The organism is Actinomadura viridis, from assembly GCF_015751755.1.
Taxonomy (GTDB): Bacteria; Actinomycetota; Actinomycetes; order Streptosporangiales; family Streptosporangiaceae; genus Spirillospora; species Spirillospora viridis.
Map to the genome: position 1 here is coordinate 905,896 of NZ_JADOUA010000001.1, position 26,572 is coordinate 932,467.

Below are 26,572 nucleotides of genomic sequence, written 5' to 3' on the forward strand. Positions count from 1 at the left end.
CGGCCGAGTGAGGCCGGCACGGCTGCTGTACGACCGACCCCCACAGATCGAGCGGACCCTTGTCGCCCACACTCGATCGCCACGTCGTCACGGCGGTCCTCGTCGCCCATGACGGCGCGCGATGGCTCCCCGAGACGCTGAAGGCGCTGCTGACACAGACGCGGCCGGTGCAACGACTCGTCACCGTGGACACCGGGAGCCGCGACCGGGGCTCCGCCGTGCTCGCCGAGGTGGTCGGCGCCGGCAACGTCCTCACCCTTCCCCGCACCACCGGCTACGGCGAGGCCGTGGCCGAGGCGCTGCGGCACCCGGCGGCGTCCCTGCCGGTCCCCGTCCCCGACCCGTCCCCCGGTGCCTCGTCAGGTGCCGCGGCAGGTGCCGCGTTCGGTGCCCTGCCCGCCGCCGGGCCGGGGGAGGGCCCCGGCGGCGCCCGGGTCGAGTGGATCTGGCTGCTGCACGACGACTCCGCGCCCGCCCACGACGCCCTCGCGCAGCTGCTGCGGGTGGCCGACGCCGATCCCGACGCCGCCGTGCTCGGCCCCAAGCTGCGCGACTGGGACGACCGGCGGGTGCTGTGCGAGGTCGGCGTGGCGCTCGACGGCGCGGCCCGCCGCGAGACCGGCCTGGACCGCCGCGAGTTCGACCAGGGCCAGCATGACGGCCTGCGCGACGTGATGGCGGTGAGCAGCGCCGGGATGCTGGTGCGCCGGGACGTCTGGGACCGGCTGGGCGGGTTCGACGTCGAGTTCGGGCTCTTCCGCGAGGACGCCGACCTCTGCTGGCGGGTCCGGGCCGCCGGGCACCGGGTGCTCGCGGTCACCGACGCCGTGGTCCACCACGCCGAGGCCTCCTGGCGCGGGCGGCGCGAGATCGGCATGACGGCCGAGTCCCGGCGCCGCCTCGACCGCCGCAACGGCCTCTACACGCTCCTGGCCAACCTGCCGTTCGCCGCGATGCTGCGGAGCCTGGCGCGCAACGTCTGGACCACCCTCACCCGCGCGCTGTTCCTCCTCGCGGTCAAGCGCCCGGACGCCGCCCGCGACGAGCTGGCCGCGCTCGGCGACGTGCTGCGCCGTCCGGGCCGGATGCGCCGGGCCCGCGCGGCGCGGGCGGACGGGCGCAGGCGCGTCCACCGCAGCATGCGGCGCTTCCAGCCGCGCCGGGTCGCGCTGCGCAGGCTCGTCGAGACGCTGGCCGGGCGGACGACGGCGCGCGGCGGACGCCGGCACGACGCCGAGGACGAACCGGCCCGCCCCGAGGGCCCCGGCCTCACCCGGCGGCTGCTGGCCCGCCCCGGCGTCCTGCTGCTGCTCGTCCTGACCGCGGTCGCCGTCGCCGCCGAACGCTCCCTGATCACCGCGGCCGGACGGCTCGGCGGCGGCGCGCTGGTGCCCGCCTGGGGCGGGGCGAGCGACCTGTGGGCGCAGTACCTCTCCGGCTGGCACCCGGTCGGCCTCGGCTCCGGCGCCGGGAGCCCGCCGTACGTCGGGATGCTCGCGCTGCTGTCCACCCCGCTGCTGGGCAAGCCGTGGCTGGCGGTGTCGATCCTGCTGCTGGGCAGCGTCCCGCTGGCCGGGCTGACCGCCTACCTCGCCGCCCGGGTGCTGGTGGTGCCGTCGCCGCGGACCGGCCGCCGAGCCCGGGCGCACGGCCCCCGGATCCCCGTGTGGGCGGTGCGGGTGTGGTTCGCCGCCGTCTACGCGCTGCTCCCGGCGGCGACCGGGGCGATCGCCGGCGGCCGGCTGGGCACCGCGGTGGTGATCGTCCTGCTGCCGCCGATGGCCGTCCAGGTGGCCCGGATGTTCGGCCTGCCGCGCCGGGCCGCGAAGCGGGACGCCCGCCGGTCCGGGCCGCCGGACCCGCGGCGCGCCGGGCGCGCGGCCTGGACGGTCGCGCTGCTGCTCACGGTCGCGATGGCGTTCGTCCCGCTGACCTGGCTGCTGGCCGCCCTCGCCGGGGCCCTCCTGTGGGCGCTGTTCGGCGGGCCGGGCGGCCGGCTGGCGGCCGGCCGCGGCCGGCGCAACCTCGTCATCGCGCTGGCCGTCCCGCCGCTGCTGCTCCTGCCCTGGACGCTGGGCCTGCTGCGGCACCCCTCGCGGTTCCTGCTGGAGGCGGGCCTGCACGTGCCCGCCACCCCCGCCGCGCAGGCGCAGGACCTGCTGGCGCTCGACCCCGGCGGGCCCGGCACCCCGGCCCGCTGGACCTTCTACGGGCTGCTGCTGGTCGCGGTCTGCGCGCTGCCGCTGCGCAGCCGCCGCACCCTCGTGCTGACCGGCTGGCTGCTGGCGATCTTCGGGTTGCTGGTGGCGATCGTGGTGAGCATGGCCACCGTGACCGAGGGCGCCGACCGGGCCGCGGTGTGGCCCGGCCCGGCACTGGTCTTCGCCGGCGCCGGGGTGCTGCTGGCCGCGACCGCCGCCGTGCAGCGGGCCGTGGACGTCCTGGCCGGGCGGCACCTGACCTACCGGGCCGCGGGGGCGCTGGTCGTCCTGGCCGCGCTGACCGCGCCGCCGCTGGCCGCGTTCGGCTGGATCGCCGGGGGCGCCGGGGGCCCGCTCGGGCGCACCGACCCCGACGCGGTGCCGGCGTTCGTGCACGGCCGGGCCGGGGAGCGCACGCTGGTCATGAGCCGGGAGCAGGCAGGGCAGGTCCGCTACACCGTGCTGCGCGGCACCCGGCCGATGCTGGGCGAGTCCGAGACGCCCCCCGGCGAGGACGCGCGCCGCCGCATGGACGGCCTGGTCGCCGGGCTCGCCGGAGGGCGCGCCGGGGACGCGCGGGCCCTGACCCGGATGGGCGTGCAGTACGTGCTCGTGCCGCGCCCGGCCAGCGACCCGCTGACTCGCGTCCTGGACGCCACCCCCGACCTCTCGCGGCTCAGCCGTACCAAGACGTTCGGCGTGTGGCGGCTCCCGGCCCCGGCAGGGCGGCTCATGCTGCTGGACGGCCCGGCCGCGACGCCGCTGGAGGCGTCCGGGACGGTCGGCGCGTCGGTTCGCATCCCCCCGGGCCGGACCGCCCGTACCCTGCTGCTCGCCGAGCCCGCCGACGGCGGCTGGCGCGCGTCGCTGGACGGGCGCGAGGTCAAGGCGCGGACGCTGGACGGCTGGGCGCAGGCGTACGAGATCCCGCCGGGCGGCGGCCGGTTCGAGCTGGCGCGCGGAATGCGGCTCCGGCACGTCTGGGTGGCCGTCCAGGGCGCCGCGCTGCTGGCCGTCGTGGTGCTCGCGCTGCCGGGGGCCCGTCCCGAGGCGCTGGACGCCCTGGCAGGGCGGGCCGGCGGCCGGGCGCGCGGACGCCGCGCCCGCGCCGGCGAGGGCGGTCTCGCCCGCCGGGCGGCGGCCGGTGCCGGACGCCGGGCCGGCGCCCTCCGCGCCCGCGTCCGCCACGAGCCCGCCGCCGGCGAGGGCCCGCCCGATGCGCCCGATGCGCCCGGGGCACCCGGCTCGCCGGCTCCCGATCCGGCCGGTTCCGAGCGGGCCGTGCCCGCTTCGGAAGGGCCCGCCGAGGCCGCTGCCGGTGAGCGTCCGGACGGCGCCGCGGCCAGGCGGGACGCACCCGCGAAGGACACGACCGGAGAGGCTGCGCCCGCCGACCACGCACTCGCCGAGCACGGGCCCGCCGAGCACGGGCCCCCCGAGCACGGGTCCGCCGAGCACGCGACGCCGGTGGGCGACCGCGCCGGACGGGGCGCGGGCACGGTGTCCGAGGAGCGCGCGTGAACCTGGACAAGATCGTTCGGCTGCTCGGGATGCGTTACGCGACGGCCGCGCTGGTGCTGGTGGCGGTGCTCGCCCTGTACGGGGCGGCGGCGATGTCGCGCCCCGCCGGCCAGCCCGGCGCGGCGAGCGCCGGTGTGGACGATCCCGTCACTTCCGCGGTCCTGGTGTGCCCAGGAAGGGAAGGGGGGCGGCTGAGCCTTCAGGGGGCTTCTGAGGACTTCCTGAGGGCCACCAGGAGCGGGCGGCCCCCCTCGGGCGGCAGGGTCGACGTGCTGCGGGCCCCTGGAGGCGCGGCGGCCGGCTCCCTCACCACCCAGGGCGGCAGGTGGACCGAAGACCTCGACGACGCGGAGGACTCGTTCACCGTGTGGGCCTCCGGCGCGCTCGCGGCCGGGCTGGAGGCGGAACAGACCACCCACTGGCCGGAGGGCGACGACCGCGGCCTGGCCGGGGTGCGGTGCGCGCGCCCGGGGACCGACCTGTGGTTCCTGGGGCCGGGGCCGGTCGGCGCCGAGAGCATCCAGCTGCACCTCACCAACGTGGACGCCCGGCCCGCCGCCGTGGACGTCACGGCGCTCTCCGGGGAGGGGCCGCTCGACACCACCGATGGGCGCGGCACGCCCGTCCCCGCGTACGGCACCAAGGTCGTGACGATCGGGGAGTCCGCCGAGGGGCTCGGCGAGATCGTGCGGACGGCCGCCGACCTCGCGCTGCGGGTGCGCGCCACCGGCGGCCGGGTCGCGGCGTCCCTCCGGGTGCGGATCGCCGACGGCGAGGGCATCGAATGGCTGCCGCTCTCGCCCGCCCCCGCCGCCTCTCTGGTGGTGCCGGGCGTCCCGGGCGGCGAGGGGCGGCGGCGGCTGCTGGTCGCCGTGCCGGGCCAGGAGGACGCGTCGATCAGGCTCCAGGTGATCACGGCGGACGGCGCGTTCGCCCCGGAGGGCCAGGACAGCCTGGACGCCCCCGCCGGGACGGTGACCACGGTCGACCTCGACCGCGCCCTGTCCGGCAAGCCCGCCGCGGTGCGGCTCGCCGCCGACCGCCCGATCCTGGCCGGCTTCGCCGCGGAGCGCGGGGCCGACGTCGCCTACGGCACCGCCACCCCGGCGCTCGGCCGGGGATCGTTCGGCGTGGTGGCCGACGGCCGGTTCGACACCTCGCTGACGCTCACCGCCCCGCGCGGCGCCGCCACCGTCCGGATCACCCCCGTCGGGCCCCAGGGCCCGGGCACGCCCAAGGACGTGCCGGTGCCCGCGGACCGTACGGTCGAGGTGCGGCTCACGGCTCCGGCCGGTGGTGAGAAGGGGTACGGCGTCCTGGTCGCCCCGCGGCCCGGTTCCGGTCCCGTCCACGCCGCCCGGACGCTGTCCACGGGCAAGGGGGGCCGCGCGCTGTTCACCACGCTGCCGATCGGCCCGGCCGTCACCACCCTGCGCCTGCCGCCCGCAGGCGAGTCCCAGGGCGTGCTCGTCCCCTGAACGGGCGGGCGGTCAGTCGTCGGGGGTGTCGTAGCTCGGGTCGACCGACTCGGGGGACAGGCCCAGCAGGTCGGCGATCTCCTCCACCAGCAGGTCGCGGATCAGCCGCCCCGTCTCGCGCTCGCCCGTCGCGCGGGCCTCCACCGGGCGCCGGAAGATCACTATGCGGACCGCGCCGCCGGTGCCGGGCCGGGTCTGGCCGAGCGGCACCGGGCCGTCGAACCAGGGCTCGATCTCGGGGACGTCCTCGACCGCGAACTCGACCCGGGCCAGCTCGCGCCGCCAGCGCCGTCCCAGGCGGCGCACCTCCTCGGCGACCAGGTCGTCGAAGCGCTCCGCGCGGGTGCGGGAGAGCGGCGCCTGCGGGGGCGTCAGAGGGCCACGGAGTCCACGGCCGCGCCGGTCGCGGCGCCGTACGCCTGCCACACGGGATCGCACGCCCTCCACATTACCCCTCCGGGGTCCGGAGCCCACCGGGCGGCGCCCGCCGGAACGGAGGTCCGTCCCTCCGACGGGAACGACCGAACGCTCCCGTGTGAGCACGGATTGTAATCGTTCCAGGGGAATTCGGCCGGTAACGGCGACACGTGCACGCGGGTGGTGGCGGAGTCGGCGGCAGGGAGGTACGGTCGGCCATCGTGAGCCCCGTCCGCATCTGCTCCCGCACCGCCTGCAAGGCGCCCGCAGTCTTCACGCTCACGTATGTCTACCGCGACTCGACAGCCGTCCTGGGCCCCCTCGCCACGTACGCCGAGCCGCACTGCTACGACCTGTGCGCGGAGCACTCCGAGCGGCTCACCGCCCCGATGGGATGGGAACTCGTCCGGCTTCCGGTCGAGGAGGAGAGCGAGCCGAGCGCCGACGACCTGGAGGCCCTGGCCGACGCGGTCCGCGAGGCGGCCAGGCCCGCCCCCGGGGCCCCCGGGCAGGAGCCGGTCGGGCAGGGGACCGAGGTCGGCCGGCGCGGCCACCTGCGGGTGCTGCGCTCCGAGCCCGCCGGGGCCAAGAGCAAGCCGGTCCAGGAGTGAGACGGCGGGAGCGTGGCGGGGAGTGATCCCTCCCGCCGCGGGTACCGCCACGGATGCCGGTTTCTTTCCGGAGCGCCCGCCGTGCCCCGGTGGCGACCCGGCCCTCTCCTCCTCCCGGTAGGCTCGGGGACTCGCACGGCGTCCACGGTGAGAGCGCCGTGTCCGGCACCTGTGGGGCCGGGGGCCGTTCCCCGGCGTGACAGAGCGACTGGGACGATAGGGAGCAGGAGTGGGCGACCTCGCCAAGATCTTCAAGGCGTACGACATCCGCGGTGTGGTGCCGGATGAGCTCGACGCCGAGACCGCCGAGGCGATCGGCGCGGCCTTCGTCCGGGTGACCGGGGCCGCCGCCGTCGTCACCGCCCACGACATGCGCGCCTCGTCCGAGCCGCTGGCGGCCGCGTTCGCCCGCGGGGCCACCGGCCAGGGCGCCGACGTGATCGAGGCCGGGCTCGGCTCCACCGACATGCTCTACTACGCCAGCGGCGTGCTGGACCTGCCCGGCGCGATGTTCACCGCCAGCCACAACCCGGCGAAGTACAACGGCCTCAAGCTGTGCCGGTCCGGGGCCCGCCCGATCGGCCGCGACACCGGCCTGACCGAGATCCGCGACCTGGTCGCCCAGGGGGTGCCCGCCCACGACGGGCCGCGCGGCACCGTGTCCCGGCGCGACCTGCTCCAGGGCTACGCCGACCACCTGAAGACGCTGGTCGACCTGTCGGGCATCCGCCCGCTCAAGGTCGCCGTCGACGCGGGCAACGGCATGGGCGGTCACACCGTCCCGTCGGTGTTCGAGGGGCTGCCGATCGACCTGGTGCCGCTCTACTTCGAGCTGGACGGCACGTTCCCCAACCACGAGGCCAACCCGATCGAGCCGGAGAACCTGCGCGACCTCCAGGCCAAGGTGCGCGAGACCGGCGCCGACATCGGCCTGGCCTTCGACGGCGACGCCGATCGCTGCTTCGTCGTGGACGAGCGGGGCGAGATCGTGTCGCCGTCCGCGGTGACCGCCCTGGTCGCGGTGCGGGAGCTGGCCAAGCACCCCGGTTCCCCGATCGTGCACAACCTGATCACCTCCAAGGCCGTGCCGGAGATCGTGGCCGAGCACGGCGGCAGCCCGATCCGGACCCGCGTCGGGCACTCGTTCATCAAGCAGACGATGGCCGAGAGCGGCGCCGTCTTCGGCGGCGAGCACTCGGCGCACTTCTACTTCCGCGACTTCTGGTTCGCCGACTCCGGGATGCTGGCCGCGCTGCACGTGCTGGCCGCCCTCGGCGAGCAGCCCGAGCCGCTGTCGCGGCTGCTGGAGGAGTACACCCGGTACGCCGCGTCCGGCGAGATCAACAGCGAGGTGGCCGACCAGGCCGCCGCGACCGCGCGGGTCCGCGCCGCGTTCGAGGGCCGGCCCGGCGTCACCGTCGACGAGCTGGACGGGCTGACCGTGGGCGCCGGCGACTGGTGGTTCAACCTGCGGCCCTCCAACACCGAGCCGCTGCTGCGCCTCAACGCGGAGGCCGCCGACGAGCCGACCGTGGCCGAGATCCGCGACGAAGTCCTGGCCATCGTGAGGAAGAAGTGAGCGTGAAACTCGACAGCTGGCTGATGGAGATCCTCGCCTGCCCCAACTGCGGCGGGGAACTGCGCGCCGAGGGCGGCGAGTCCGAGCTGGTGTGCACTGGTTCGTGCGGCTACGCCTACCCGGTGCGCGACGGCATCCCGGTGCTGCTGGTGGACGAGGCCAGGACGCCCGCTCCATGAGGCGGCCGGAGGCCGCGGTGACCCCGAGGGGGCGCGTGCCCGGCCGTACGGCATGGTGAGCCAGGGCGTGGACGCCGGGCGGCTGGACGATCCCGGAGCGATCGAGGCCGCCGACCCGGGCGGGATGCTGCGCCAGGTGGCCTCCTCGGCGGCGCAGATCCGGGAGGCCGCGCGGCTGGCCGCGGAGGCGGGCGTGCGGACGCTGGCCGAGGACGGCCGCCCGCGGGCGATCGTGGTCAGCGGCATGGGCGGCTCGGGCATCTCCGGCGACGTGCTCGCCGCCGTCTGCGGGCTCGGCTGCCCGGTGCCGATCGTGACCGTGCGGGGCCACCGGCTGCCGGGCTGGGTGGGCGCGTCCGACCTGGTGATGGCCGTGTCCTGCTCCGGCGGCACCGAGGAGACCCTGGCGGTCGCGGCGGAGGCGGCCCGGCGCGGGTGCCGGTTGCTGTTCGTGGGCGGGTCCGGGTCGCCACTGGCCCGGCTGGCGGAGCAGACCCGCGCTCTGTTCGTGCCGGTCCGCTCGGTGGGCCAGCCCCGGTCCACGCTGTGGGGGCTGACCGTGCCGCTGCTGATGGCGGCGCGCACGCTCGGGCTGGCCGACGTTCCGGACGCCGTCCTGGAGTCGGCCGCCGCACGGCTGGAGGATGTCGCGCACCAGTGCCGCCCGGCCAGCGAGCCGTTCGTCAACCCGGCCAAGCGGATCGCGCTCGAACTCATGGGCGACGTGCCGCTGGTGTGGGGCACCTCGCCGCTCGCGGGCACGGCGGCGTACCGGTTCTGCTGCCAGCTCAACGAGAACGCCAAGTACCCGGGCGTCCACGGCGAGCTGCCCGAGGCCGGGCACAACCAGGTGGTGGCGTTCGACGGGTTCTTCGCCTCGGGCGGCCCGGTGGCCGGCGCCGACGACTTCTTCCGGGACCGGGAGGAGGAGGCCGAACACGGCCTCCACCTGGTCGTCATGCGCGACCGCGAGGAGGATCCGCGGGTCGGCGTGCGCCGCGAGGTCGCGGTCGGCCTGGCCCGCGAGCGGGGGGTGGCCGTCACCGAGATCCCCGCCGAGGGCGACCACCCGCTGGAGAGAATCGCGACAATGATCGCCCTCGCGGACTACATCACGGTTTACTTGGCTATCGCGCTGGGGGTCGACCCGACACCGGTGTCGGCCATTCACGAGCTGAAGACAAGGGTTGCTGGTACATGAGTGCTGAGGGCGGAACCAAGGCGATCGTCGCCGCGCTGGCCGCCAACCTCGGGATCGCGGTGTCGAAGTTCGTCGCGTTCGTGTTCACGGGGTCGTCGTCCATGCTGGCAGAGTCGATCCACTCCGTGGCCGACTCGGGTAATCAGGGTCTGCTGCTGATCGGCCGCAAGCGCTCCGAGCGGAGGCGCACGCCGCAGCACCCCTTCGGCTACGGCCGTGAACGCTACTTCTACGCCTTCGTCGTCGCGGTCGTGCTGTTCACGGTCGGCGCCGCGTTCTCGCTGTACGAGGGCATCCACAAGATCTCCGACCCGCACAAGGTCGAGTCGCCCGCCTGGGCGTTCGGGGTGCTGAGCGCGGCGATCGTCATGGAGATCTTCTCGTTCCGTACCGCGATCGTGGAGTCCAACCGCGTCCGCGGCGACAAGTCCTGGGTGCAGTTCATCCGGCGTTCCAAGGCGCCCGAGCTGCCCGTGGTGCTGCTGGAGGACCTCGGCGCGCTGGTCGGCCTGATCCTGGCGCTGCTGGGCGTCACGATGGCCGTGGTCACCGGCGACGGCGTCTGGGACGGCGTCGGCACGGTCGCCATCGGCGTGCTGCTCGCCCTGATCGCGATCATCCTGGCGCTCGAGACCAAGAGCCTGCTGATCGGCGAGGGCGCCGACCCCGAGGTCGAGGGACGGATCGTGGCGGCGCTGGAGTCGGTCGACGAGGTCGCCCGCGTGATCCACATCCGGACCCAGTACGTCGGGCCGGAGGAGATGCTGATCGCCGCCAAGATCGCGGTCGACCACGACGACACGGCGGCGGAGGTGGCGCGCGGGATCGACGCGGCCGAGGCCAAGATCAGGGCGCAGTTCCCGGAGGCCCGCCTGATCTACCTGGAGCCCGCGATCGACCACGCCGACCTGAAGAGCACGGAGCAGACGGCCACCTCGTCCTGAGGGCGCTGCGTCCTGAGGGCGCAGTGTCCTGAGGGCGCTGCGTCCTCAGGTGCTCTCGTCCAGGGAGGCGCTTCCCTCGCCGACCGGCCGCCGGACCGATCGACCCCAGCCCAGGCTTGACCGGTCGTGCCTCCGTGAGGCACGCCGCACGGTCGGCCGGCGAGGGCGCCTTCCCATGCTCCCCGCCCGGACCCCTGAAGCCGGGCGGTTCTGGCGTGACCGCGGTGGCTCCGCCGAACCCCCTAAGTCGGCGGTGCCACCGGGTCGGTCACGATGAGAACACTACGGGCCGCGTGCCCTCCCGCACGTCCCCCCAGAGGAGGGAAAGGATGTCGTCCTCCAGGGGGATTCGGCGCGGACGCATAACACCGGACGGTGAGGTGACAAGGCGTCCGCAGCGGTCAGTATGGAGTGGTGACCCGCGACGACCATTCCCAGAACGCAGCGCCCCACGGCCCGGCGGGCGCACCGCCCCGTGACCGGGCGGCGCCGCCGACCGGGTTCGGGCCGGCGGTCGCCCACCACGCGTGGCGGCTGTCCGGCCGGATCGTGGCGGGGCTCGGCCAGCTCCTGCTGTGGATCCTCACCGGCGCCGGCCGGCTGCTCAAGCCGCTCGGCGTGCGGATCGCCGCCAAGCTGTACGGGCGCCGGGGGGCCCAGCCCCCGGGCCCGGGGCCGGGCGGCGACGGCCGGACCAGGGTGGCCCCCGCCACGGCGACCGCGCCGCTGCCGCGCTGGATCAACGCCTGGGCCGAGTTCACCGAGTCCTGGTACTTCGCGCCGCTCACCGGCCTCGCGCTGACCATCGCCGCGCTGGCCGAGCTGGCGCCCCGGGTGTCCGCCCCGGTGAGCGTGGCCGGCGGGTTCGCCGTGGCGGCCACGCTCCCGCTGGTGTGGCGGAGGGAGTACCTGCGGCCGGTCGCCGCCATCGTCCTCGGCGCGTACGCGGCCAGCCTGCTGACCGGCCAGATCCTCCTGGTGACCACCGCCTTCGCCGCGCTCTGGACGCTGTACTCGCTGGCCCGGCAGCTGCCCCGGCAGTCCGCCGGCGCGCTCGCGGTCGGCGGCGTGGTGGTCGTCGCCGTGGTCTACCTGGCCACCGGCACCCTGGACGACATCCCGTGGCCGGCCGCGGTCGTCGCGGTGCTGGCGGCGATCGGCCTGGGCGACGCGCGCCGGGTGGTGGAGACGGCGGGGCGCACCCAGGCGGAGGCCGACGAGCGCACCAGCGAGACCCTCACCCGGCTCACCGCCGTCCAGCGCGAGCAGGCCGTCATGCGCGAGCGCGCCCGGATCGCCCGCGAACTGCACGACGTGGTCGCGCACTCCGTCTCGATGATCGCGGTGCAGGCGGAGACCGCCCCGTACACCATGCGGAACCTCTCGCCGGAGGCGCGCGACGGCTACACCGAGATCGCCAAGACCGCCCGGGAGGCGCTGGTGGAGATGCGCCGCCTGCTGAGCGTGCTGCGGGCCGACGCCAAGCCGGAGCACGAGTCGGCGCCCCAGCCCCGGCTCGACCGGCTGCCCGACCTGGTCGAGCAGCACCGGGGCGCGGGCGGGCACGTCGACCTCAGCGTGCGGGGCGATCCCCGCGACCTGTCCACCACGGTCGAGCTGTCGGCGTACCGGATCGTGCAGGAGGCGCTCACCAACGCGCGGCGGCACGCGCCCGGCGCCGGGGTCCGGGTCGAGCTCACCTACCTGCCGGACCGGCTGGCGGTACGGGTCCGCGACGACGGCGCCTCCGCGCCCACCATGGTCCTGAACCGGGACGGCACGCCGGCGCGTACGGCGGTGCTGGACCCCGCGGGCGCCGGAACCGGCCAGGACGGGCGTACCCGCGTGGAAACCCCGCCCGGGGGCGCGGCGGGCGGCGGGCACGGCCTCGTGGGGATGCGGGAACGTGCGACCATGCTGGGCGGACGGTTCTCCGCCGGCCCGGCCGCCGAGGGCGGGTTCGTGGTGGAGGCCGATCTTCCGTTGTCGAGGGAGGAGAGCCCCACCCGTGACCCCCGTTCCCAGGCATCGCCCGGCCGTCCCTGACCGTCCCGGACGGCGGTCCGGCGATCGCCCGGGAGGCGCGTCGTGATCAGGGTGCTGATCGTCGACGACCAGACGATCGTGCGGGCCGGGTTCGCCGCGCTGCTGGACGCCCAGCCCGACATCTCCGTGGCCGGTGAGGCGGGCGACGGCCGGGAGGCGGTGCGGCTGGCCGAGGCCGAGCGGCCCGACGTGATCGTGATGGACATCCGGATGCCCGGCATGGACGGCATCGAGGCCACCCGCCGCATCCTGGCGCAGCCGTGGGCGGGCGGCGTCCGCGTCCTGGTCCTGACCACCTTCGACGTGGACGAGTACGTCTACGAGGCCCTCGCCGTGGGCGCCAGCGGCTTCCTGCTCAAGGACGCCACCGCGGAGGATCTGGTCTCGGCCGTCCGGGTCGTCGCCCGCGGCGACTCGCTGCTGGCGCCGCAGGTCACCGGGCGGCTCATCCGCGAGTTCACCAAGCAGCGCCGCAACCGGCCCCAGGCCCCGTCCGAGCTGTCCACCCTGACCGCCCGCGAGACCGAGGTCCTGGTGCTCATCGCCGGCGGCCTGTCCAACGGCGAGATCGCCCAGCGGCTGGTGGTCAGCGAGCACACGGTGAAGACCCACGTGGCGCGGGTCTTCACCAAGCTGGGGCTGCGCGACCGGGCCCAGGCCGTCATGCTCGCCTACGAGTACGGCGTCGTGGTCCCCGGAGAGAACGAGGGCCGCCGCCCGCCCGCCTGAGCCGCGGCGGCCCCCGTCCCACTCGCGCGGTCAGCCCGCCGCGTAGAAGGCGCCGTCGGAGGCGTCGTCCTCGGGCGCTCCCCACGGGCGCGTCCAGCCGACGCCCAGCATGCCGCCGGTGCCGGGCACGTTGGCCATGGGGCCGAAGACGCCGTCCGACTGCGGGACGACCGGACGCGGGGCGGTGCTCCACGTCCCGCCGCTGTAGCGCACCAGCGTGTCGACGCCGCCCTGCATCCACAGCCCGCCGGAGCCGTCCGCGGCGAGGTTCGACAGGCCGAACGCGTACGCCGGGGTCGTGACCGTACGCCACGCCGTCCCGTTCCAGTGCAGGACGATCGGGGTGAACTCCTCGTCGTCCCCCACCAGGCGGCTGGTGGCGCCGACGGCCCACACGTTCGACGGGGACAGGGCCAGCACGCTGTCGAGGGTGGCGTTCCCGCCCTCCGGGATCGGCAGCCGCGGCAACGTGGTGGGCCGCCAGGCCGTCCCGTTCCACCGCAGCGCCTGCGGGCGGCCCTCGTCGTCGACGCCGACGGCCCAGCCGTTCTTGGCGGAGGTGACGTGCAGCGAGTACACCCGGCCCGGCGCGGACACGGCGGTCCACGTCCGCCCGTTCCAGTGCCGCAGCGGCTGCGCGCCGGACGATCCGGAGGCCGCCAGCCAGACGTCCGACGGCGACACCACGTCGGCGTCGTAGAGCGTGACGTCGCCCTGCTCGACGACCGACGCCTGCCAGGCCGTGCCGTTCCAGCGGAACGCCTTGAGGGCCGGGTCGGCCGATCCGCGGCGGCCGAACGCCCACACGTCGTTGTCGGAGGAGGCGTCCACCTCGCTCAGTTCCTCGTCGACCTGGGCGGGGAGCGCGACCCGGTTCCAGGTGCCGCCGTTCCACCGGTACACCAGCGCGGAGTCCTCGGCGCCCTGCCAGGACCCGCCCACGGCCCAGGCGCTCGTCCGCCCGGTGACCGCCAGGTCGCTCAGGGTCTCGTTCCCCGGGAGCCGGGTGAGCGCGGCGACGCTCCACCCCTGCTCCGCCGTCCGCGGCGCCGCCACCGCCGTCCCGGCGAGCGCGACGCTCGCCACCGCCGTGATCAACGCTGTTCCCCGTAGCCTCATCGGCCCGCCTTCCGGTCGTCACACCATGGTCATGATCAAGACGGGCCGGGCGGGACCTCGGTTGCGCCGCAGTTTTGGCCGCACCTGGCCAGTGGATCCGGTAACGAAATGATCAGGAGCCGTGGAGGGCCTGTCTGGAAGAAGGCCGGATCCTCAGACGACCTTGGCGATCCGGCACTCGATGCCGTCCGGACCGGCCGACGCCTGAACCGCGGTGGTGCCGCCGAACGTCGTGGTGTCGCGGACCTCGAACGTCTGCTCCGCGAGCCGCTGCTTGGTCGCGGCGTCGAGCACCTCCACGGTCACCGTGAAGCGGGACGAGTCACCGCTGATGGTGCCGTTGATCGTGACCGTCCCGGAGTTCCCCGAGGTGCTCATCTGGCAATCGGCCCGGGCCGTGTAGGTCTTGTGACCGAGCTGGGGCACGCCCTCTCCGAACAGTCCGGGCACGAGCAGGCGCAGCACGACGAGCAAGGCGACGGCGCCCGAGAGGACCAGGGCGATGATGAGCGTCTTCCTGGGTTTGCGCGGACCGCCCCTGCCGTAGCGGTCGTCGGCAAGCGTCCACTCATGCGTCGGCATACAACCTCGCTCGTCCAGGATGGGCACATCCATTCCATTCCGGACATGCAGCACCGGATTATACGAGGAGGCATGACCCGGAGACCGGCCCGCCGACTCGGCCACCGCGCGAGCGCCGCGGATCGCGCAGCGATGCCGCGTTCGCGCCGCGTTCGCACCGGCGCGCCGTGGGCCGGGACTCTGAGACAGAGCTCAGGGGCGGCGGCGCTGGAGGAGGCGGAGGGCCTTCTCCTTCTCGAAGTCGAGGGCGCGTGCGGGCGGCGCGGAAAGCCGGCCGATCCGTTCGCCCAGCTCCCGCACCCGGGCCTGGACGTCGGGCTCGGCCAGGACGCGCAGGGCGAAGGCCAGCTCGGACGGCCCGACGTCGTAACGTTTCTCCAGCGCCAGGGCCAGGGCCACGGCGCGCAGCTCGGCGTCGCCGAAGCGCCGGTGCCCCCCGGCCGCCGTGCTCCGCGACCTCGGCGCGGCCTCCCTGGTGGCGGGGAGCAGGCCGAGGCTCTCGCGGTAGCGGAGCATGCGGGGCGAGGTGCCGAGCCGGCGGGCGGCCTCCGTGATGCGCATGGACCGATTCTGACAAATTCGTGTCAGGAACGCAGGGCCGGCCGTGCTTTCCGGCCCGGAGCGGCCCTAGACTCACCAGAGACCCGGCCCCACGCGCTCGCCGACGGCCGTGCCGGGCCGCCTCTGCCGGGCCGTCTCCGCGGGGGCGCCGACACCCAGTGGACACGAGGAGTCACACAAGCATGGATTACAAGGTCGCGGACCTGTCCCTGGCCGAGTTCGGGCGCCGGGAGATCCGGCTCGCCGAGCACGAGATGCCCGGCCTCATGGCGACGCGCGCCGAGTACGCCGAGGCCAAGCCGCTCCGCGGGGCGAAGATCATGGGCTCGCTGCACATGACGATCCAGACCGCGGTGCTGATCGAGACCCTCGTGGAACTGGGCGCCGACGTGCGCTGGGTCTCGTGCAACATCTTCTCCACTCAGGACCACGCCGCCGCGGCCGTCGTGGTGGGCCAGGACGGCACGCCCGAGGACCCCAAGGGCGTCCCGGTGTTCGCCTGGAAGGGCGAGACGCTGGAGGAGTACTGGTGGTGCACCGACCAGGCCCTGGCATGGCCGGACGGCTCCGGCCCCAACATGATCCTCGATGACGGCGGCGACGCGACCCTGCTGGTGCACAAGGGCGCCGAGTACGAGAAGGCCGGGGCCGTCCCCGCCGCCACCGCCGACGACCCCGAGGAGTGGGGGATCATCCTGGACACGCTCCGGCGGACCATCGCCGAGCGTCCGGGCCGCTGGACCGAGACCGCCGCCGGGATCATGGGCGTGACCGAGGAGACCACCACCGGCGTCCACCGTCTCTACGAGATGGCCAAGGCCGGCACGCTGGCGTTCCCCGCGATCAACGTCAACGACTCGGTGACCAAGTCCAAGTTCGACAACAAGTACGGCTGCCGGCACAGCGTCATCGACGGCCTCAACCGGGCCACCGACGTGCTCATCGGCGGCAAGGTCGCCGTGGTGTGCGGCTACGGCGACGTGGGCAAGGGCTGCGCCGACGCGCTGCGCGGCCAGGGCGCCCGGGTCATCGTGACCGAGATCGACCCGATCTGCGCGCTCCAGGCGGCCATGGACGGCTTCCAGGTCACCACCCTGGAGGACGTCGTCGGGATCGCCGACATCTTCGTCACCACCACCGGCAACTTCAACATCATCACCGCCGACCACATGGCGGCGATGAAGCACCAGGCGATCGTGTCCAACATCGGGCACTTCGACAACGAGATCGACATGGCCGGCCTGGCCAAGGTCCCCGGGATCGTCAAGACCGAGATCAAGCCGCAGGTCGCCGAGTGGCGCTTCCCGGACGGGCACACCATCCTCGTGCTCGCCGAGGGCCGCCTGATGAACCTGGGCTGCGCCACCGGCCACCCCTCGTTCGTGATGTCCAACTCCTTCACCAACCAGGTGATCGCGCAGATCGAGCTGTTCACCAAGACCGAGGAGTACCCGGTCGGCGTGTACGTGCTGCCCAAGCACCTGGACGAGAAGGTGGCCCGCCTGCACCTGGACGCGCTCGGCGTCAAGCTCACCGAGCTGACCAAGGAGCAGGCCGCCTACATCGGCGTGCACGTCGAAGGCCCCTACAAGCCCGACCACTACCGGTACTAGTTTTTTTGGTCGCCCTGCGGCGTCGGGCGTTGGACGCCCTCCTTCTTCAGGCGACGGTGCGATCGCTTGCATCGCTTCGACTCGCCCTGGGGGCTCGCTGCGCGATCGGTTTCTCGCAGGCTCGAAACCGGCTTCGCACGCGATCGCGGCGGTTGAGGTCGCTGGGTGGCTGAGCAGGACGCTTGGTCGCCTTGCGGCGTCGGGCGTTGGGCGCCCTCCTTCTTCAGGCGACGGTGCGATCGCTTGCATCGCTTCGACTCGCCCTGGGGGCTCGCTGCGCGATCGGTTTCTCGCAGGCTCGAAACCGGCTTCGCACGCGATCGCGGCGGTTGAGGTCGCTGGGTGGCTGAGCAGGACGGGCCGGTCGTCGTCGCCGTCGTGAGGTTTCGGTGGCTGCGCAGGGCGGCTGATGTGGTGGAGTACTGCCGGACGGGCATGGTCGTGCTTGTCCGGCAGTACTCGCAAGGGAGCTTATGAGCGACATCGCGGACGTCTCTCTCGCCTACGAGGGCGTCAAGCGCATCGAGTGGGCCGACCGGACCATGCCGGTGCTCCGGCAGATCCGGGAACGCTTCGCGCTGGAACGGCCCCTGGACGGCCTGCGGGTCGCCGCCTGCATGCACGTCACCACCGAGACCGCCAACCTCATCCGCACCCTGCAGGCGGGTGGGGCGAGCGTGGCGCTGGCCGCGTCCAACCCGCTCTCCACGCAGGACGACACGGCCGCGGCGCTCGTCCAGGAGTACGGGGCCGAGGTGTTCGCCCGTTCCGGCACCGACCGGGAGGGCTACTACCGGCACATCCACCAGGCCCTGGAGACCGGCCCCGACCTGGTCCTGGACGACGGCTGCGATCTGGTCAACACCCTCCACAGCGAGCGGACCGACCTGCTCGGCACCGTCAAGGCCGGGTGCGAGGAGACCACGACCGGCGTGATCCGCCTGCACCAGATGGCCCGCGAGGGCGTCCTGCGGTTCCCGGTGGTGGCGGTGAACGACACCGACACCAAGCACATGTTCGACAACCGGTACGGGACGGGGCAGTCCACGCTGGACGGCATCGTCCGCGCCACCAACACCCTGCTCGCCGGCAAGACCATCGTCATCGCGGGCTTCGGCTACTGCGGCCGGGGCCTGGCCGAGCGCGCCCGGGGGCTGGGCGCCCGGGTGGTGGTCACCGAGATCGACCCGGTGAAGGCCCTCGACGCCGCGCTCCAGGGGTTCGCCGTCCAGCAGATGGCCGAGGCCGCGCCGGACGGCGACGTGTTCATCACCGTGACCGGCAATCGCGACGTGATCGCGGCCGAGCACCTGCGGGTGATGAAGGACGGCGCGATCCTCGCCAACTCCGGGCACTTCGACATCGAGATCGACGTGCGGGCGCTGGCCGACCTGGCCGTCGAGGTGCACCGCGGCGTCCGTCCCCAGGCCGACGAGTACGTGCTGGCCGACGGGCGGCGGCTGGTCCTGCTGGCCGAGGGGCGCCTGGTCAACCTGGCCGCCGCGGAGGGGCACCCGGCCGCCGTGATGGACATGTCGTTCGCCGACCAGGCCCTGACCTGCGCCTGGCTGGCCACCGCCCACGAGAGCCTCGAACCGGCCGTGCACGAGGTGCCCAAGGAGATCGACACCGAGGTGGCGCGGCTCAAGCTGGCGTCCATGTCGATCTCCATCGACAGCCTCACCGCCGACCAGGAGGACTACCTGCACTCCTGGCGGCTCGGTTCCTGACATGCCCCGCGGCACCTACCTCCACGTCGGTGAAGGGCTTGAGGAACGCTTCCAGTGCGCGCCCGGCGCCGGCGGCTGGCGCTATGTCGGGGAACGTTCCGACGGCCTGCGTACGGACCTGGTCGTGGACTCCCGCTGGCGGCAGATCCGCGTGGAGTTCCTCACCGCGGACCGGTGGATCCGCGGCGGCCTCACCGGCCCCGAGATCGCCTGGGTGCGGGGCGGCGGTGCGGAGGCGAGCGAGCACGGCGCCCGCGCCCTCGGCTTCCTGGGGGAGTCGCCCGCGTTCCTGGTGGCGGTGTCGCGTTCGCTGGGGCTGGCCGTCGGCGAACACGCCGACATCAGCCTCGTCCAGGTCACCGGGACGGCCCTGTCCACGCTCACCGTCGGCCGCCGCTGGCGCCTCGCCGAGATGACCGCGTACGAGACCGAGACCGAGCCCCTGCCCGTGGCGCGGTACGAGGTGGCCGACCCGGCGACCGCCGAGGGGTACGCGTTCCACCTGGCCGGGGACGTGGTCCTGGACGCCCCCGGCATCGAGCTCACCGACCTGGAGTCCCCGCCGAACCTTTGAGGTCGCCTCCCCGGGCCCGGTCCAGGGCCCAGAGCGCGAAGCTTCCGGCGGCCAATGTCCCGCCCAGGACGCTCACGCCGGTCCAGCCGCCGTGCACCCAGACGACGGAGGTGAGGGCCGACCCCGCCGCGCCGCCGGCGAAGAAGGCGGTCATGAACGCCGAGTTCAGCCGGTTGCGGATCTCGGGGCGCAGGGCGTAGAGGACGTTCTGGTTGGCGTTCAGGACTGCTTGCTGGGCGGCGTTCAGCACCAGCACGCCGCCGAGCAGCCAGGCGAGGGAACCGCCCCCGCCCATCCCGGTCGCCGCCCAGGAGAGCGCGAGCAGGGCGGTGCCGACCCCGCCGACCCATCCCACCAACCCGCGGTCGGCCAGCCGGCCCGCGACCGGCGTCGACAGCGTGCCCGCGACGCCCACCAGGCCGAACAGCCCGATCTGCGCCTCCGACCACCCGTAGTGAGGCCCGGCCAGCAGGAAGGTCACGGCCGTCCAGAGCACGTTGAACGACGCCAGGGACAGCGCGCCGATGCCCGCCCGCAGGCGCAGCACCGGCTCGTCCCGGAACAGGGCGGCGGTCGAACGCAGCAACGCCGGATAGGAGAGCCCGGCGGGGGTGTGCAGGCGGGGCAGGAAGCGCCACAGCAGCACCGCCACGACCGCCACCAGGATCGCGTTGACCCAGTAGATCGTCCGCCAGCCCGCCGGTTCCGACAGCGCGCCCGACGCCGTACGGGCGAGCAGGCCGCCCAGCAGCAGCCCGGTCATCACCGTCCCGACCACCCGGCCGCGCTCCTCGGGGGCGGCGAGCGTGACGGCGAACGGCACCACGACCTGCGCCGCCACGGAGGTCAGCGCGGTGAGCAGGGTCCCCGCCAGCAGCACCGGACCGCTGGGCGCCACCGCCGACACCAGCAGGAACACCGAGGTCGCGCCGAGCAGCGCGACCGCCAGGCGGCGGCGTTCCACCAGGTCGCCCAGCGGGACGAGGGTCATCAGTCCCAGCGCGTAGCCCGCCTGGGCGGCCGTCACGATGAGGGCGGCCATCGTGGTGCTCAGCCGCAGCTCCCGGCCGATCACGTCGAGCAGCGGCTGGGCGAAGTAGTTGCCCGCGACCGACAGGCCGGTCGCCACCGACATGAGCAGCAGCGGCCCGCGCCGCAGCCGCCCGCCCTCCTGGGAGGACCCCTTCGCCGGGTGGGAGGCTCTCAGCGCGTTCGTCATGGCTCCGAGCCTGCCGAGGCGCGATCAATGAGTCCAACACATGTTTGTCATGACATCGATCGTGATTCACGATTGATCCGTGGAGCTCCAGCAGATGCGTTACGTCCTCGCCGTCGCCGAGACCGGTTCGTTCACCCGCGGCGCCGAACGGTGCCTGGTGGTCCAGTCCGCGCTCAGCCACCAGATCGCCCGGCTGGAACGCGAGCTCGGCGCCCGGCTGTTCGACCGCACCAGCCGCCGCGTCCGGCTGACGCCCGCGGGCGAGGCGTTCCTGCCCGCAGCCCGCCAGGCCCTGGAGGCCGCCGAACGGGCCCGCGCCGAGGTGGCCGCCGCCACCGGCGAGATCCGCGGCCGGCTGGCCATCGGCGCCATCCCCACCGTCGCGGCGGTCGATCTCCCCCGTGCCCTGGACGGCTTCCACCGCGCCCACCCGCGGGTACGGATCAGCCTGCGTTCCGGCGGCAGCGGGGAACTGGCCGAACGGGTCCGCCAGGGCACGCTGGACGTCGCGTTCCTCGGCCTGCCGACCAGCACCCGGCCCAATGGCGTGCGCACCCACGAGCTGGCGCGGGGCGAACTGGTGGCCGTGGTCGAGCCGGCTCACCCTCTGGCGGGCGAGGACGATGTGGACCTGGAACGGCTGTCACGGGAGACCTTCGTCGACTTCCCCGAGGGCAGCGGGGGACGGGCCCAGTCGGACGAGGCGTTCGCGGCGGCCGGGCTCGTGCGCGAGGTCGCGTTCGAGGTGAGCGAGGCCGACCTCATGATCCGGCTGGTCCGGCAGGGCCTCGGCGCCGGCATGCTGCCCGCCGCGTTCGTACCCGAGGTGCCCGGCCTGAGGGTCCTGCCGATCCGTGATGCCCCCGCCCGCATCGAGTACCTGGTCTGGAGCCGCTTCCACCCGTCCCCGCCCGCCGCCGCCTTCCTCGCCGCCCTGGAGATCCCGGACGGCACGTGACCCATGGGAGAAGGAGGCGTGCGTGCCGTTACGGCGACCAGCGGCTCCCGCTCTGCAACGTGCCGAGCGAGGTCGCCGGCCGCCGCGGCGTACAGGGGACCCAGCCGATGGGTGTGGGCGGGTGACCGCCTGCCGCGAAGAGGTGCGGTTCAGTCCTTGGTGACTTCGGTTCGGTCACCGGAGGTGATGGTTCAGTTCCCGGAGCCGACGATGGCGGTGACGCGGATCTCCACGCGCATGGTGGCCAGGCCGAGGACCGTGACGCCGGTCTCGGTCCAGATCGGCGCGCGGCCGTCGAGGCGACGTCGGAACTGCTCGGTCATGACCCTGTTGTGGTCGTCGCCGATGGCGTCATCTCCTGGTGCGACCTTGTGGTAGGAGTTGACGTGGATGACGTCCTTCCACGTCGCGCCGACCGTGGCGAGCGTGCGCTCCACGTTGTCGAAAGCCTGGATGATCTCGTCTTCCAGCGAGTCGGGAATGACCAGGTCGTCGTCCACCCCGGCCTGGCCGGAGATCTCGACCCGGTCGCCGACGCGGACGGCCCCGCTGTAGCCGTGGGCCTCGTGCAGCTTCTCGCCGTAGCCCGGAGTGATGCCGAAGGTGACGGTGCTCATGATGCCTTCTCTCCTGTCCATAGGGGTGTGCTTCCCCTTGCGTGAGTTCACGCATGAAGTGATACTACGCATAATGACTTCAAGCGTAAAGTGATGGTGGCCATCGTCGGAGGACTGGGAGATCCATGAGCAGCACGGAAGGGCCCATGAGCAGCACAGGCGAACGCCAGGACGATGAGGAGGTGCGATGGCTCGACGAGCAGGAGAAGGCGGCGTGGACGGGGCTGATCTCCCTTGTGCTGCTGCTGCCGGGCAAACTGGAGTCGCCGCTGCGGCAGGAACACGGCATCACCCTGTTCGAGTACCTCGTGCTCAGCCACCTCTCCGAGGCCCCGAAGCGCAAGCTGCGAATGGGAGAACTCGCCTTCCTCGCCAGCGGGTCACTCTCCCGCCTGTCCAACGTCATCAAACGCTGTGAACAGCGCGGCTGGGTCGTACGCACACCCGACCCGGCCGACGGCCGTTACACCCTCGCCGAACTCACCCACGCCGGCTTCGACGTCGTGCACCTGGCAGCGCCCACACATTTGCGCGCCGTACGCCGCATGGTCCTCGACGTGCTCAACACGACCGACCAGAAGGCCCTCGCCCGCATCGCACAAAAACTCCGCATCGTCCCCGACGACCTCGATTGACAGCCGCCCCACGCGCACGGTGAGGGCGGCGACTTCTTGGACCTTGACCAACAACCGAACGGCCAACGACGATCGCGAGCGGGGCCAGGCGGAATTGGTCGGCGACGCCTACCGGCACACCGACAGCGAGATCATCGTCGCGCGGATCCTCGCGGGGGACGGGTGGGTCGTCATCGAGGTGCAGGACGAGTCGGGCGGCCTGCCCGTCGTACGGCCGGAGAGTGCCAGGGCGGAGTCCGGGCGGGGGCTGCTCATGCTGGTGCTGCTCGTTCGGGCGTGGGGCGTCCGGGCGCTTCGCGGGGGCGGGAAGGTGGTCTGGGCGCGGCTGGACGGGTAGTGCGTCGGTCGCCTGGGTTCGTTCGCCGGAGTCGGTCTCGGGGCTGAAATTTCACATTCCGCCTGATCGAGACTGAAAGGCGCGTGGAAGGCGATCTTGAAGTGGGGGCTGACCTGGTCGAGTGCGGGTTTCGTGATCGTCCGGCGTGGTGGGGCGGAGGAGATCGGCGGCCATTGTCAAATGATCGGGCGGCGGTCATCGTAACGGGCAACGCGAGCGCTCGTGACCGTCCCGAGGAATCCCGCCGCGCGCCCGGTCGCGCCGATCCGAACGGCAGGTCACCCTTTCATGCACCTTTTCAGTGGAACGCGTCCGCGCGTTCTCCTCGCGATGCTCGCCACGCTCATGCTGACGGTCATGCCCGGGACGGCGGAGGCCGTTCCCGAGCCCGAGGGGCAGGCCCGGCAGTACGTGGTCACCGGTCCCCGGACGGCCGAGGAACGTAGCCAGATCGCCCGCACGGGCGCGGCGATCGACGCCGTGCGGTCCTCCGAACTGGACGTCAGCGCGATCCCGTCCGAAGTCGCGGCCATCAGGAAACTGGGCTTCACGGTCCGCGCCGCCAAGGCCCCTGTGCAGGGGCCCACGGCCGCGGCGACCTCGTACCACACCTTCGCCGAGGCGATGGCGGAGATCGACACCGTCGCCGCCAGGTACCCGCAGATCGCGCGGAAGTTCGTCGCGGGCAAGTCGTACCAGGGCCGCGACATCGCCGGCCTCAAGATCAGTGACAACGTCGCCACGGACGAGGACGAGCCCGAGGTCCTCATCATCGCCAACATCCACGCCCGCGAGCGGCTCACCGCCGAGCAGGCGCTCGACCACATCGCCCGGCTCACCCAGGGGTACGGCTCCGACAGCCGGATCACCCAGCTGGTGAACGGCCGGGAGATCTGGATCATGCCGATGGTCAACCCCGACGGCCAGGTCTACGACATGACCAGCGACACCTCGTCCGGACGGATGTGGCGCAAGAACCGCCAGCCGAACGGGACGTCCACGGGCACCGACCTGAACCGCAACTTCGCCTACCGGTGGGGCTGCTGCGGCGGCTCGTCGGGCAACGGGGCCAGCGAGACCTACCGGGGCACCGCGGCCGAGTCGGCCCCGGAGACCAAGGTGCTCGCGAACTTCGTGCGGAGCCGCGTCGTGGGCGGTGAGCAGCAGCTCAAGATGTTCCTCGACATCCACTCCGTGGCGGAGCTGGTGCTGTGGCCGTTCGGCTACACCTACAGCGACACCGTCGCTGGGGCGATGTCGGCGGACGAGCAGGCCACCCACCGCGCCATCGGGCGGGAGCTGGCGGGGACCAACGGCTTCACCCCCGAGCAGTCCAGCGACCTCTACATCACCGACGGCACCACCATCGACTGGACGTGGGGCCAGTACCGCATCTTCTCGCTCACCTTCGAGCTGGGCGGCGGCAGCTTCTACCCGCCGCCCTCGGCCATCGACGGCGAGGTGCAGCGCAGCCGTGAGGCGCTGCTGCGCCTGACCGAGTACGCCGACTGCCCGTACCGCGCGATCGGCAAGCAGGGCCAGTACTGCGCGGCCTGATCGTCTTCTCGGCCCCGCCGGTCTCCGGCGGGGCCGAGACATGTCAGGGGCCGTGCCTCCACGGGCCGGGCGGGATCACGCCCTGGTACGGCCCGGCGCCGTAGTCGGGCGGCGGCAGGAAGCGCGGCTGCCCCGGCCCGGGGTCGCTGAACGGGGGAGGCGCGGGCGGCCCCGGGGCCATCGCCGGGGCCGGTGGTCCCCCCGCCACGGCCATGGCGGGGACCGGCTGCGCCGCCGGTGGCCAGGTCCGGCCGAGCCGGCGCATCCGCGCCGCGTGGCGCTGCGCCAGCCGCCACTCCTCCCGGCGGCGCCGTTCGGCGAGCACCGCCGAGATGTAGACCTCCGGACGCACCCCCGGAGGCGGCGGCGGGCTCACCACGGCCCGTACCTGGCCGGCGATCCGCGCGCCCAGCCGGTCGCGGATCTCGGGACGCAGCTCCCAGAAACGCGAGAGGTACTGCCGCGCGGTCATCGCCAGCTCGTCCGAGAGCATCGAGACCTCCAGCGTGCGCCCCCACCCGGCGAGCTGCGGCGGCATCACCGCCACCGGCCCGTGCAGGGCCGAGTGGGGCATCCGCTCCTGGATCACCACCGTGCCGGCGAACACGTCGCCCAGCCGCTTGCCCTGCCGGTTGAACAGCGAGGTGAGCAGCGCGGGAGCCCCGTACAGCATGAAGAACTCGACCATCCCGGCCAGCCCGCGCACCAGCGCCTGCCGGAACCGGATCGGGCCGCCGTCGTCGGCCACCACCCGCAGGCCCACGGCCAGCTTGCCGAGGGTACGGCCGCGCGACAGCGTCTCGAACGCGCACGGATAGCCGACCAGCACCGCCGCGACCGCCAGGATGCTCAGCCCGACCGACCACGCCTCGTCGGCGATCAGCGTGGTCATCGCGACCACGTAGAGCACCAGGTTGAGGATCATCATCTGGAAGAACAGGTCCAGGAGGAGGGCGCACCCCCGGCTGCCCAGCCGCGCTACCCGGAGATCGAGCGCGACGGCCTCGCCGGTGACGAGTCGGGTCAAGGTCCCTCCAAGGATCGGGTGCGCGGTCCATTTTGCCCGTACCGGCGGCCGACGCGTTAGTCTCGCCGGGTGGACGTCGACGCCTACGTGGCCGCGCACAACGCCGAATGGCAGCGCCTGGAGGGCCTGATCAACTCCAGCCGCAAGCTGACCGGCCCGGAGATCGACGAACTGGTCGAGCTCTACCAGCGCACCGCCACCCACCTGTCGGTGGTGCGTTCGAGTTCACCCGACCCGATGCTGGTCGGCCGGCTGTCGTCGCTGGTGGCGCGGGGCCGCGCCGCGGTCGCCGGGGCGCAGGCGCCGCTGTGGCGGGACGTCTCGCGCTTCGCCACCGTGTCGTTCCCGGCCACCGCGTACCGGATGCGCTGGTGGTGGCTCGGGAACGCGGTGCTGGGCAACCTGCTCGCCTTCGCCCTGGCGGTCTGGGTGGTGCGGAACCCGGAGGTGCAGGCCGCGATCGCGACCCCGCACGAGATCCGGAAGCTGGTGGACGAGGACTTCGCCAACTACTACACCGAGCACTCGGCGGCCTCGTTCGCGTTCCAGGTGTGGATCAACAACGCCTGGGTCTCCGCGATCGCCCTGATCTTCGGGATCCTGCTCGGCATCCCCACCGTGTACGTCCTGCTGGTCAACCAGCTCAACCTCGGCCTGATCGCCGGGCTGATGTTCGCCCACGGCAAGGGGGACATCTTCTTCGGCCTGATCCTGCCGCACGGCCTGCTCGAACTCACCGCCGTCTACCTGGCCTGCGGGGCCGGGCTCAAGCTGGGATGGACGGTCATCGACCCCGGCCGCCGCCGCCGCGGCCAGGCGCTGGCCGAGGAGGGCCGCGCCGCCGTCGGCATCGCCATCGGCCTGGTCGGGGTCCTGCTGGTCTCCGGCCTCATCGAGGGCTTCGTGACCGGGTGGGTGCACACCACCTGGCTGCGGATCGGCATCGGCGTGGTCGCCGAGGTCGCCTTCCTCGCCTACATCGTCGTGCTCGGCCGCCGCGCCGTCCGCCAGGGCGAGACCGGCGACAGCGACCTGCGCCCCGACCTGGCGCCCACCTCCGCCTGACCGGTCACGCGGCGGGATCCGGCCCGATGTAGGGGACGGCCTCCACGCCCGGGATCCTTCTGAGGCCGCGTC

Annotated in this window: 24 protein-coding genes; 17 read left to right on the forward strand and 7 right to left on the reverse strand. The window is 73.6% G+C overall.

Annotation, left to right across the window (positions count from 1 at the left end):
• Positions 1-59 precede the first annotated feature (59 nt).
• Together IW256_RS04005 and IW256_RS04010 are read left to right on the forward strand one after the other, a co-directional pair.
• The gene (locus tag IW256_RS04005; protein WP_197009649.1) at positions 60-3,722 is read left to right on the forward strand and encodes a glycosyltransferase family 2 protein; all 3,663 of its coding nucleotides are present in this window, start codon (positions 60-62) and stop codon (positions 3,720-3,722) included.
• Positions 3,719-5,200, forward strand: coding sequence for a DUF5719 family protein (locus IW256_RS04010; RefSeq protein WP_197009650.1), 1,482 nt, complete (start codon positions 3,719-3,721; stop codon positions 5,198-5,200). The genes IW256_RS04005 and IW256_RS04010 overlap by 4 nt, the downstream gene beginning before the upstream one ends.
• A 12-nt stretch (positions 5,201-5,212) precedes the next feature.
• On the opposite strand, the gene IW256_RS04015 is transcribed toward IW256_RS04010, so the two are convergent.
• Complete coding sequence (locus IW256_RS04015; protein ID WP_307828730.1) at positions 5,213-5,638, reverse strand: metallopeptidase family protein; 426 nt, start codon at positions 5,636-5,638, stop codon at positions 5,213-5,215.
• A 200-nt stretch (positions 5,639-5,838) separates the two neighbouring features.
• Here IW256_RS04015 and IW256_RS04020 point away from each other — a divergent pair, with 200 nt between their 5' ends.
• The 7 genes from IW256_RS04020 to IW256_RS04050 all read left to right on the forward strand — a co-directional run bounded on the left by IW256_RS04020 (position 5,839) and on the right by IW256_RS04050 (position 12,906).
• Complete coding sequence (locus IW256_RS04020) at positions 5,839-6,228, forward strand: DUF3499 domain-containing protein (protein ID WP_197009651.1); 390 nt, start codon at positions 5,839-5,841, stop codon at positions 6,226-6,228.
• A 229-nt stretch (positions 6,229-6,457) separates the two neighbouring features.
• Positions 6,458-7,807: a phosphomannomutase/phosphoglucomutase gene (locus tag IW256_RS04025; RefSeq protein ID WP_197009652.1), complete on the forward strand. Its 1,350-nt coding sequence runs from the start codon at positions 6,458-6,460 to the stop codon at positions 7,805-7,807.
• Positions 7,804-7,986: a Trm112 family protein gene (locus IW256_RS04030; RefSeq protein WP_420535392.1), complete on the forward strand. Its 183-nt coding sequence runs from the start codon at positions 7,804-7,806 to the stop codon at positions 7,984-7,986. Before IW256_RS04025 ends, IW256_RS04030 begins: the two co-directional genes overlap by 4 nt.
• A 52-nt stretch (positions 7,987-8,038) precedes the next feature.
• On the forward strand, positions 8,039-9,187 hold the full coding sequence (locus IW256_RS04035) for an SIS domain-containing protein (protein ID WP_231403646.1): 1,149 nt from the start codon (positions 8,039-8,041) through the stop codon (positions 9,185-9,187).
• Complete coding sequence (locus IW256_RS04040; protein ID WP_197009654.1) at positions 9,184-10,131, forward strand: cation diffusion facilitator family transporter; 948 nt, start codon at positions 9,184-9,186, stop codon at positions 10,129-10,131. Before IW256_RS04035 ends, IW256_RS04040 begins: the two co-directional genes overlap by 4 nt.
• 414 nt (positions 10,132-10,545) lie before the next feature.
• On the forward strand, positions 10,546-12,177 hold the full coding sequence (locus IW256_RS42640; protein WP_197009655.1) for a sensor histidine kinase: 1,632 nt from the start codon (positions 10,546-10,548) through the stop codon (positions 12,175-12,177).
• A gap of 42 nt (positions 12,178-12,219) precedes the next feature.
• Complete coding sequence (locus IW256_RS04050; protein WP_197009656.1) at positions 12,220-12,906, forward strand: response regulator; 687 nt, start codon at positions 12,220-12,222, stop codon at positions 12,904-12,906.
• A gap of 30 nt (positions 12,907-12,936) precedes the next feature.
• Here the strand turns inward: IW256_RS04050 and IW256_RS04055 are convergent, their stop codons facing one another.
• From IW256_RS04055 to IW256_RS04065, 3 genes are all read right to left on the reverse strand, one after another.
• Positions 12,937-14,004 carry a hypothetical protein gene (locus IW256_RS04055; protein WP_197009657.1) on the reverse strand — a complete coding sequence of 356 codons (1,068 nt, stop codon included), beginning with the start codon at positions 14,002-14,004 and terminating at the stop codon, positions 12,937-12,939.
• A gap of 174 nt (positions 14,005-14,178) precedes the next feature.
• On the reverse strand, positions 14,179-14,607 hold the full coding sequence (locus IW256_RS04060; protein ID WP_197009658.1) for a hypothetical protein: 429 nt from the start codon (positions 14,605-14,607) through the stop codon (positions 14,179-14,181).
• A 192-nt stretch (positions 14,608-14,799) separates the two neighbouring features.
• Positions 14,800-15,168 (reverse strand): MerR family DNA-binding transcriptional regulator, encoded by a 369-nt coding sequence (locus tag IW256_RS04065; RefSeq protein WP_197009659.1) that lies wholly within the window; start codon positions 15,166-15,168, stop codon positions 14,800-14,802.
• A 182-nt stretch (positions 15,169-15,350) separates the two neighbouring features.
• On the opposite strand from IW256_RS04065, the gene ahcY (IW256_RS04070) reads away from it, so the two are divergent.
• From ahcY (IW256_RS04070) to IW256_RS04080, 3 genes are all read left to right on the forward strand, one after another.
• Entirely contained in the window at positions 15,351-16,781 is a 1,431-nt protein-coding gene (gene ahcY, locus IW256_RS04070; RefSeq protein ID WP_197009660.1) for an adenosylhomocysteinase, read from the forward strand.
• A gap of 473 nt (positions 16,782-17,254) precedes the next feature.
• Positions 17,255-18,511 (forward strand): adenosylhomocysteinase, encoded by a 1,257-nt coding sequence (gene ahcY, locus IW256_RS04075; RefSeq protein ID WP_197009661.1) that lies wholly within the window; start codon positions 17,255-17,257, stop codon positions 18,509-18,511.
• Position 18,512: 1 nt separating this feature from the next.
• A complete protein-coding gene (locus tag IW256_RS04080; protein WP_197009662.1) occupies positions 18,513-19,085 on the forward strand; it encodes a hypothetical protein in 573 nt (190 codons plus the stop codon).
• Here the strand turns inward: IW256_RS04080 and IW256_RS04085 are convergent.
• Positions 19,054-20,304, reverse strand: coding sequence for an MFS transporter (locus IW256_RS04085; protein ID WP_197009663.1), 1,251 nt, complete (start codon positions 20,302-20,304; stop codon positions 19,054-19,056). The genes IW256_RS04080 and IW256_RS04085 overlap by 32 nt on opposite strands.
• Before the next feature lie 79 nt (positions 20,305-20,383).
• Here IW256_RS04085 and IW256_RS04090 point away from each other — a divergent pair, with 79 nt between their 5' ends.
• Positions 20,384-21,262 (forward strand): LysR family transcriptional regulator, encoded by an 879-nt coding sequence (locus IW256_RS04090; RefSeq protein ID WP_197009664.1) that lies wholly within the window; start codon positions 20,384-20,386, stop codon positions 21,260-21,262.
• Between the two features lie 191 nt (positions 21,263-21,453).
• On the opposite strand, the gene IW256_RS04095 is transcribed toward IW256_RS04090, so the two are convergent.
• Entirely contained in the window at positions 21,454-21,879 is a 426-nt protein-coding gene (locus tag IW256_RS04095) for a Rid family hydrolase (RefSeq protein WP_197009665.1), read from the reverse strand.
• 146 nt (positions 21,880-22,025) lie between these two features.
• On the opposite strand from IW256_RS04095, the gene IW256_RS04100 reads away from it, so the two are divergent.
• The 3 genes from IW256_RS04100 to IW256_RS04110 all read left to right on the forward strand — a co-directional run bounded on the left by IW256_RS04100 (position 22,026) and on the right by IW256_RS04110 (position 24,408).
• Positions 22,026-22,514 carry a MarR family winged helix-turn-helix transcriptional regulator gene (locus tag IW256_RS04100; RefSeq protein WP_197009666.1) on the forward strand — a complete coding sequence of 163 codons (489 nt, stop codon included), beginning with the start codon at positions 22,026-22,028 and terminating at the stop codon, positions 22,512-22,514.
• A 43-nt stretch (positions 22,515-22,557) separates the two neighbouring features.
• Positions 22,558-22,851, forward strand: coding sequence for an ATP-binding protein (locus IW256_RS04105; protein WP_197009667.1), 294 nt, complete (start codon positions 22,558-22,560; stop codon positions 22,849-22,851).
• Positions 22,852-23,181: 330 nt separating this feature from the next.
• On the forward strand, positions 23,182-24,408 hold the full coding sequence (locus IW256_RS04110; protein ID WP_231403647.1) for a M14 family metallopeptidase: 1,227 nt from the start codon (positions 23,182-23,184) through the stop codon (positions 24,406-24,408).
• Positions 24,409-24,451: 43 nt separating this feature from the next.
• Here IW256_RS04110 and IW256_RS04115 read toward each other — a convergent pair whose 3' ends face one another.
• Positions 24,452-25,435 carry an RDD family protein gene (locus tag IW256_RS04115; RefSeq protein ID WP_197009669.1) on the reverse strand — a complete coding sequence of 328 codons (984 nt, stop codon included), beginning with the start codon at positions 25,433-25,435 and terminating at the stop codon, positions 24,452-24,454.
• Positions 25,436-25,504: 69 nt separating this feature from the next.
• Between IW256_RS04115 and IW256_RS04120 the strand changes: the two genes are divergently transcribed.
• Positions 25,505-26,500, forward strand: a complete 996-nt coding sequence (locus IW256_RS04120) for a stage II sporulation protein M (protein ID WP_197009670.1) — start codon at positions 25,505-25,507, stop codon at positions 26,498-26,500.
• Positions 26,501-26,572: the final 72 nt, after the last annotated feature.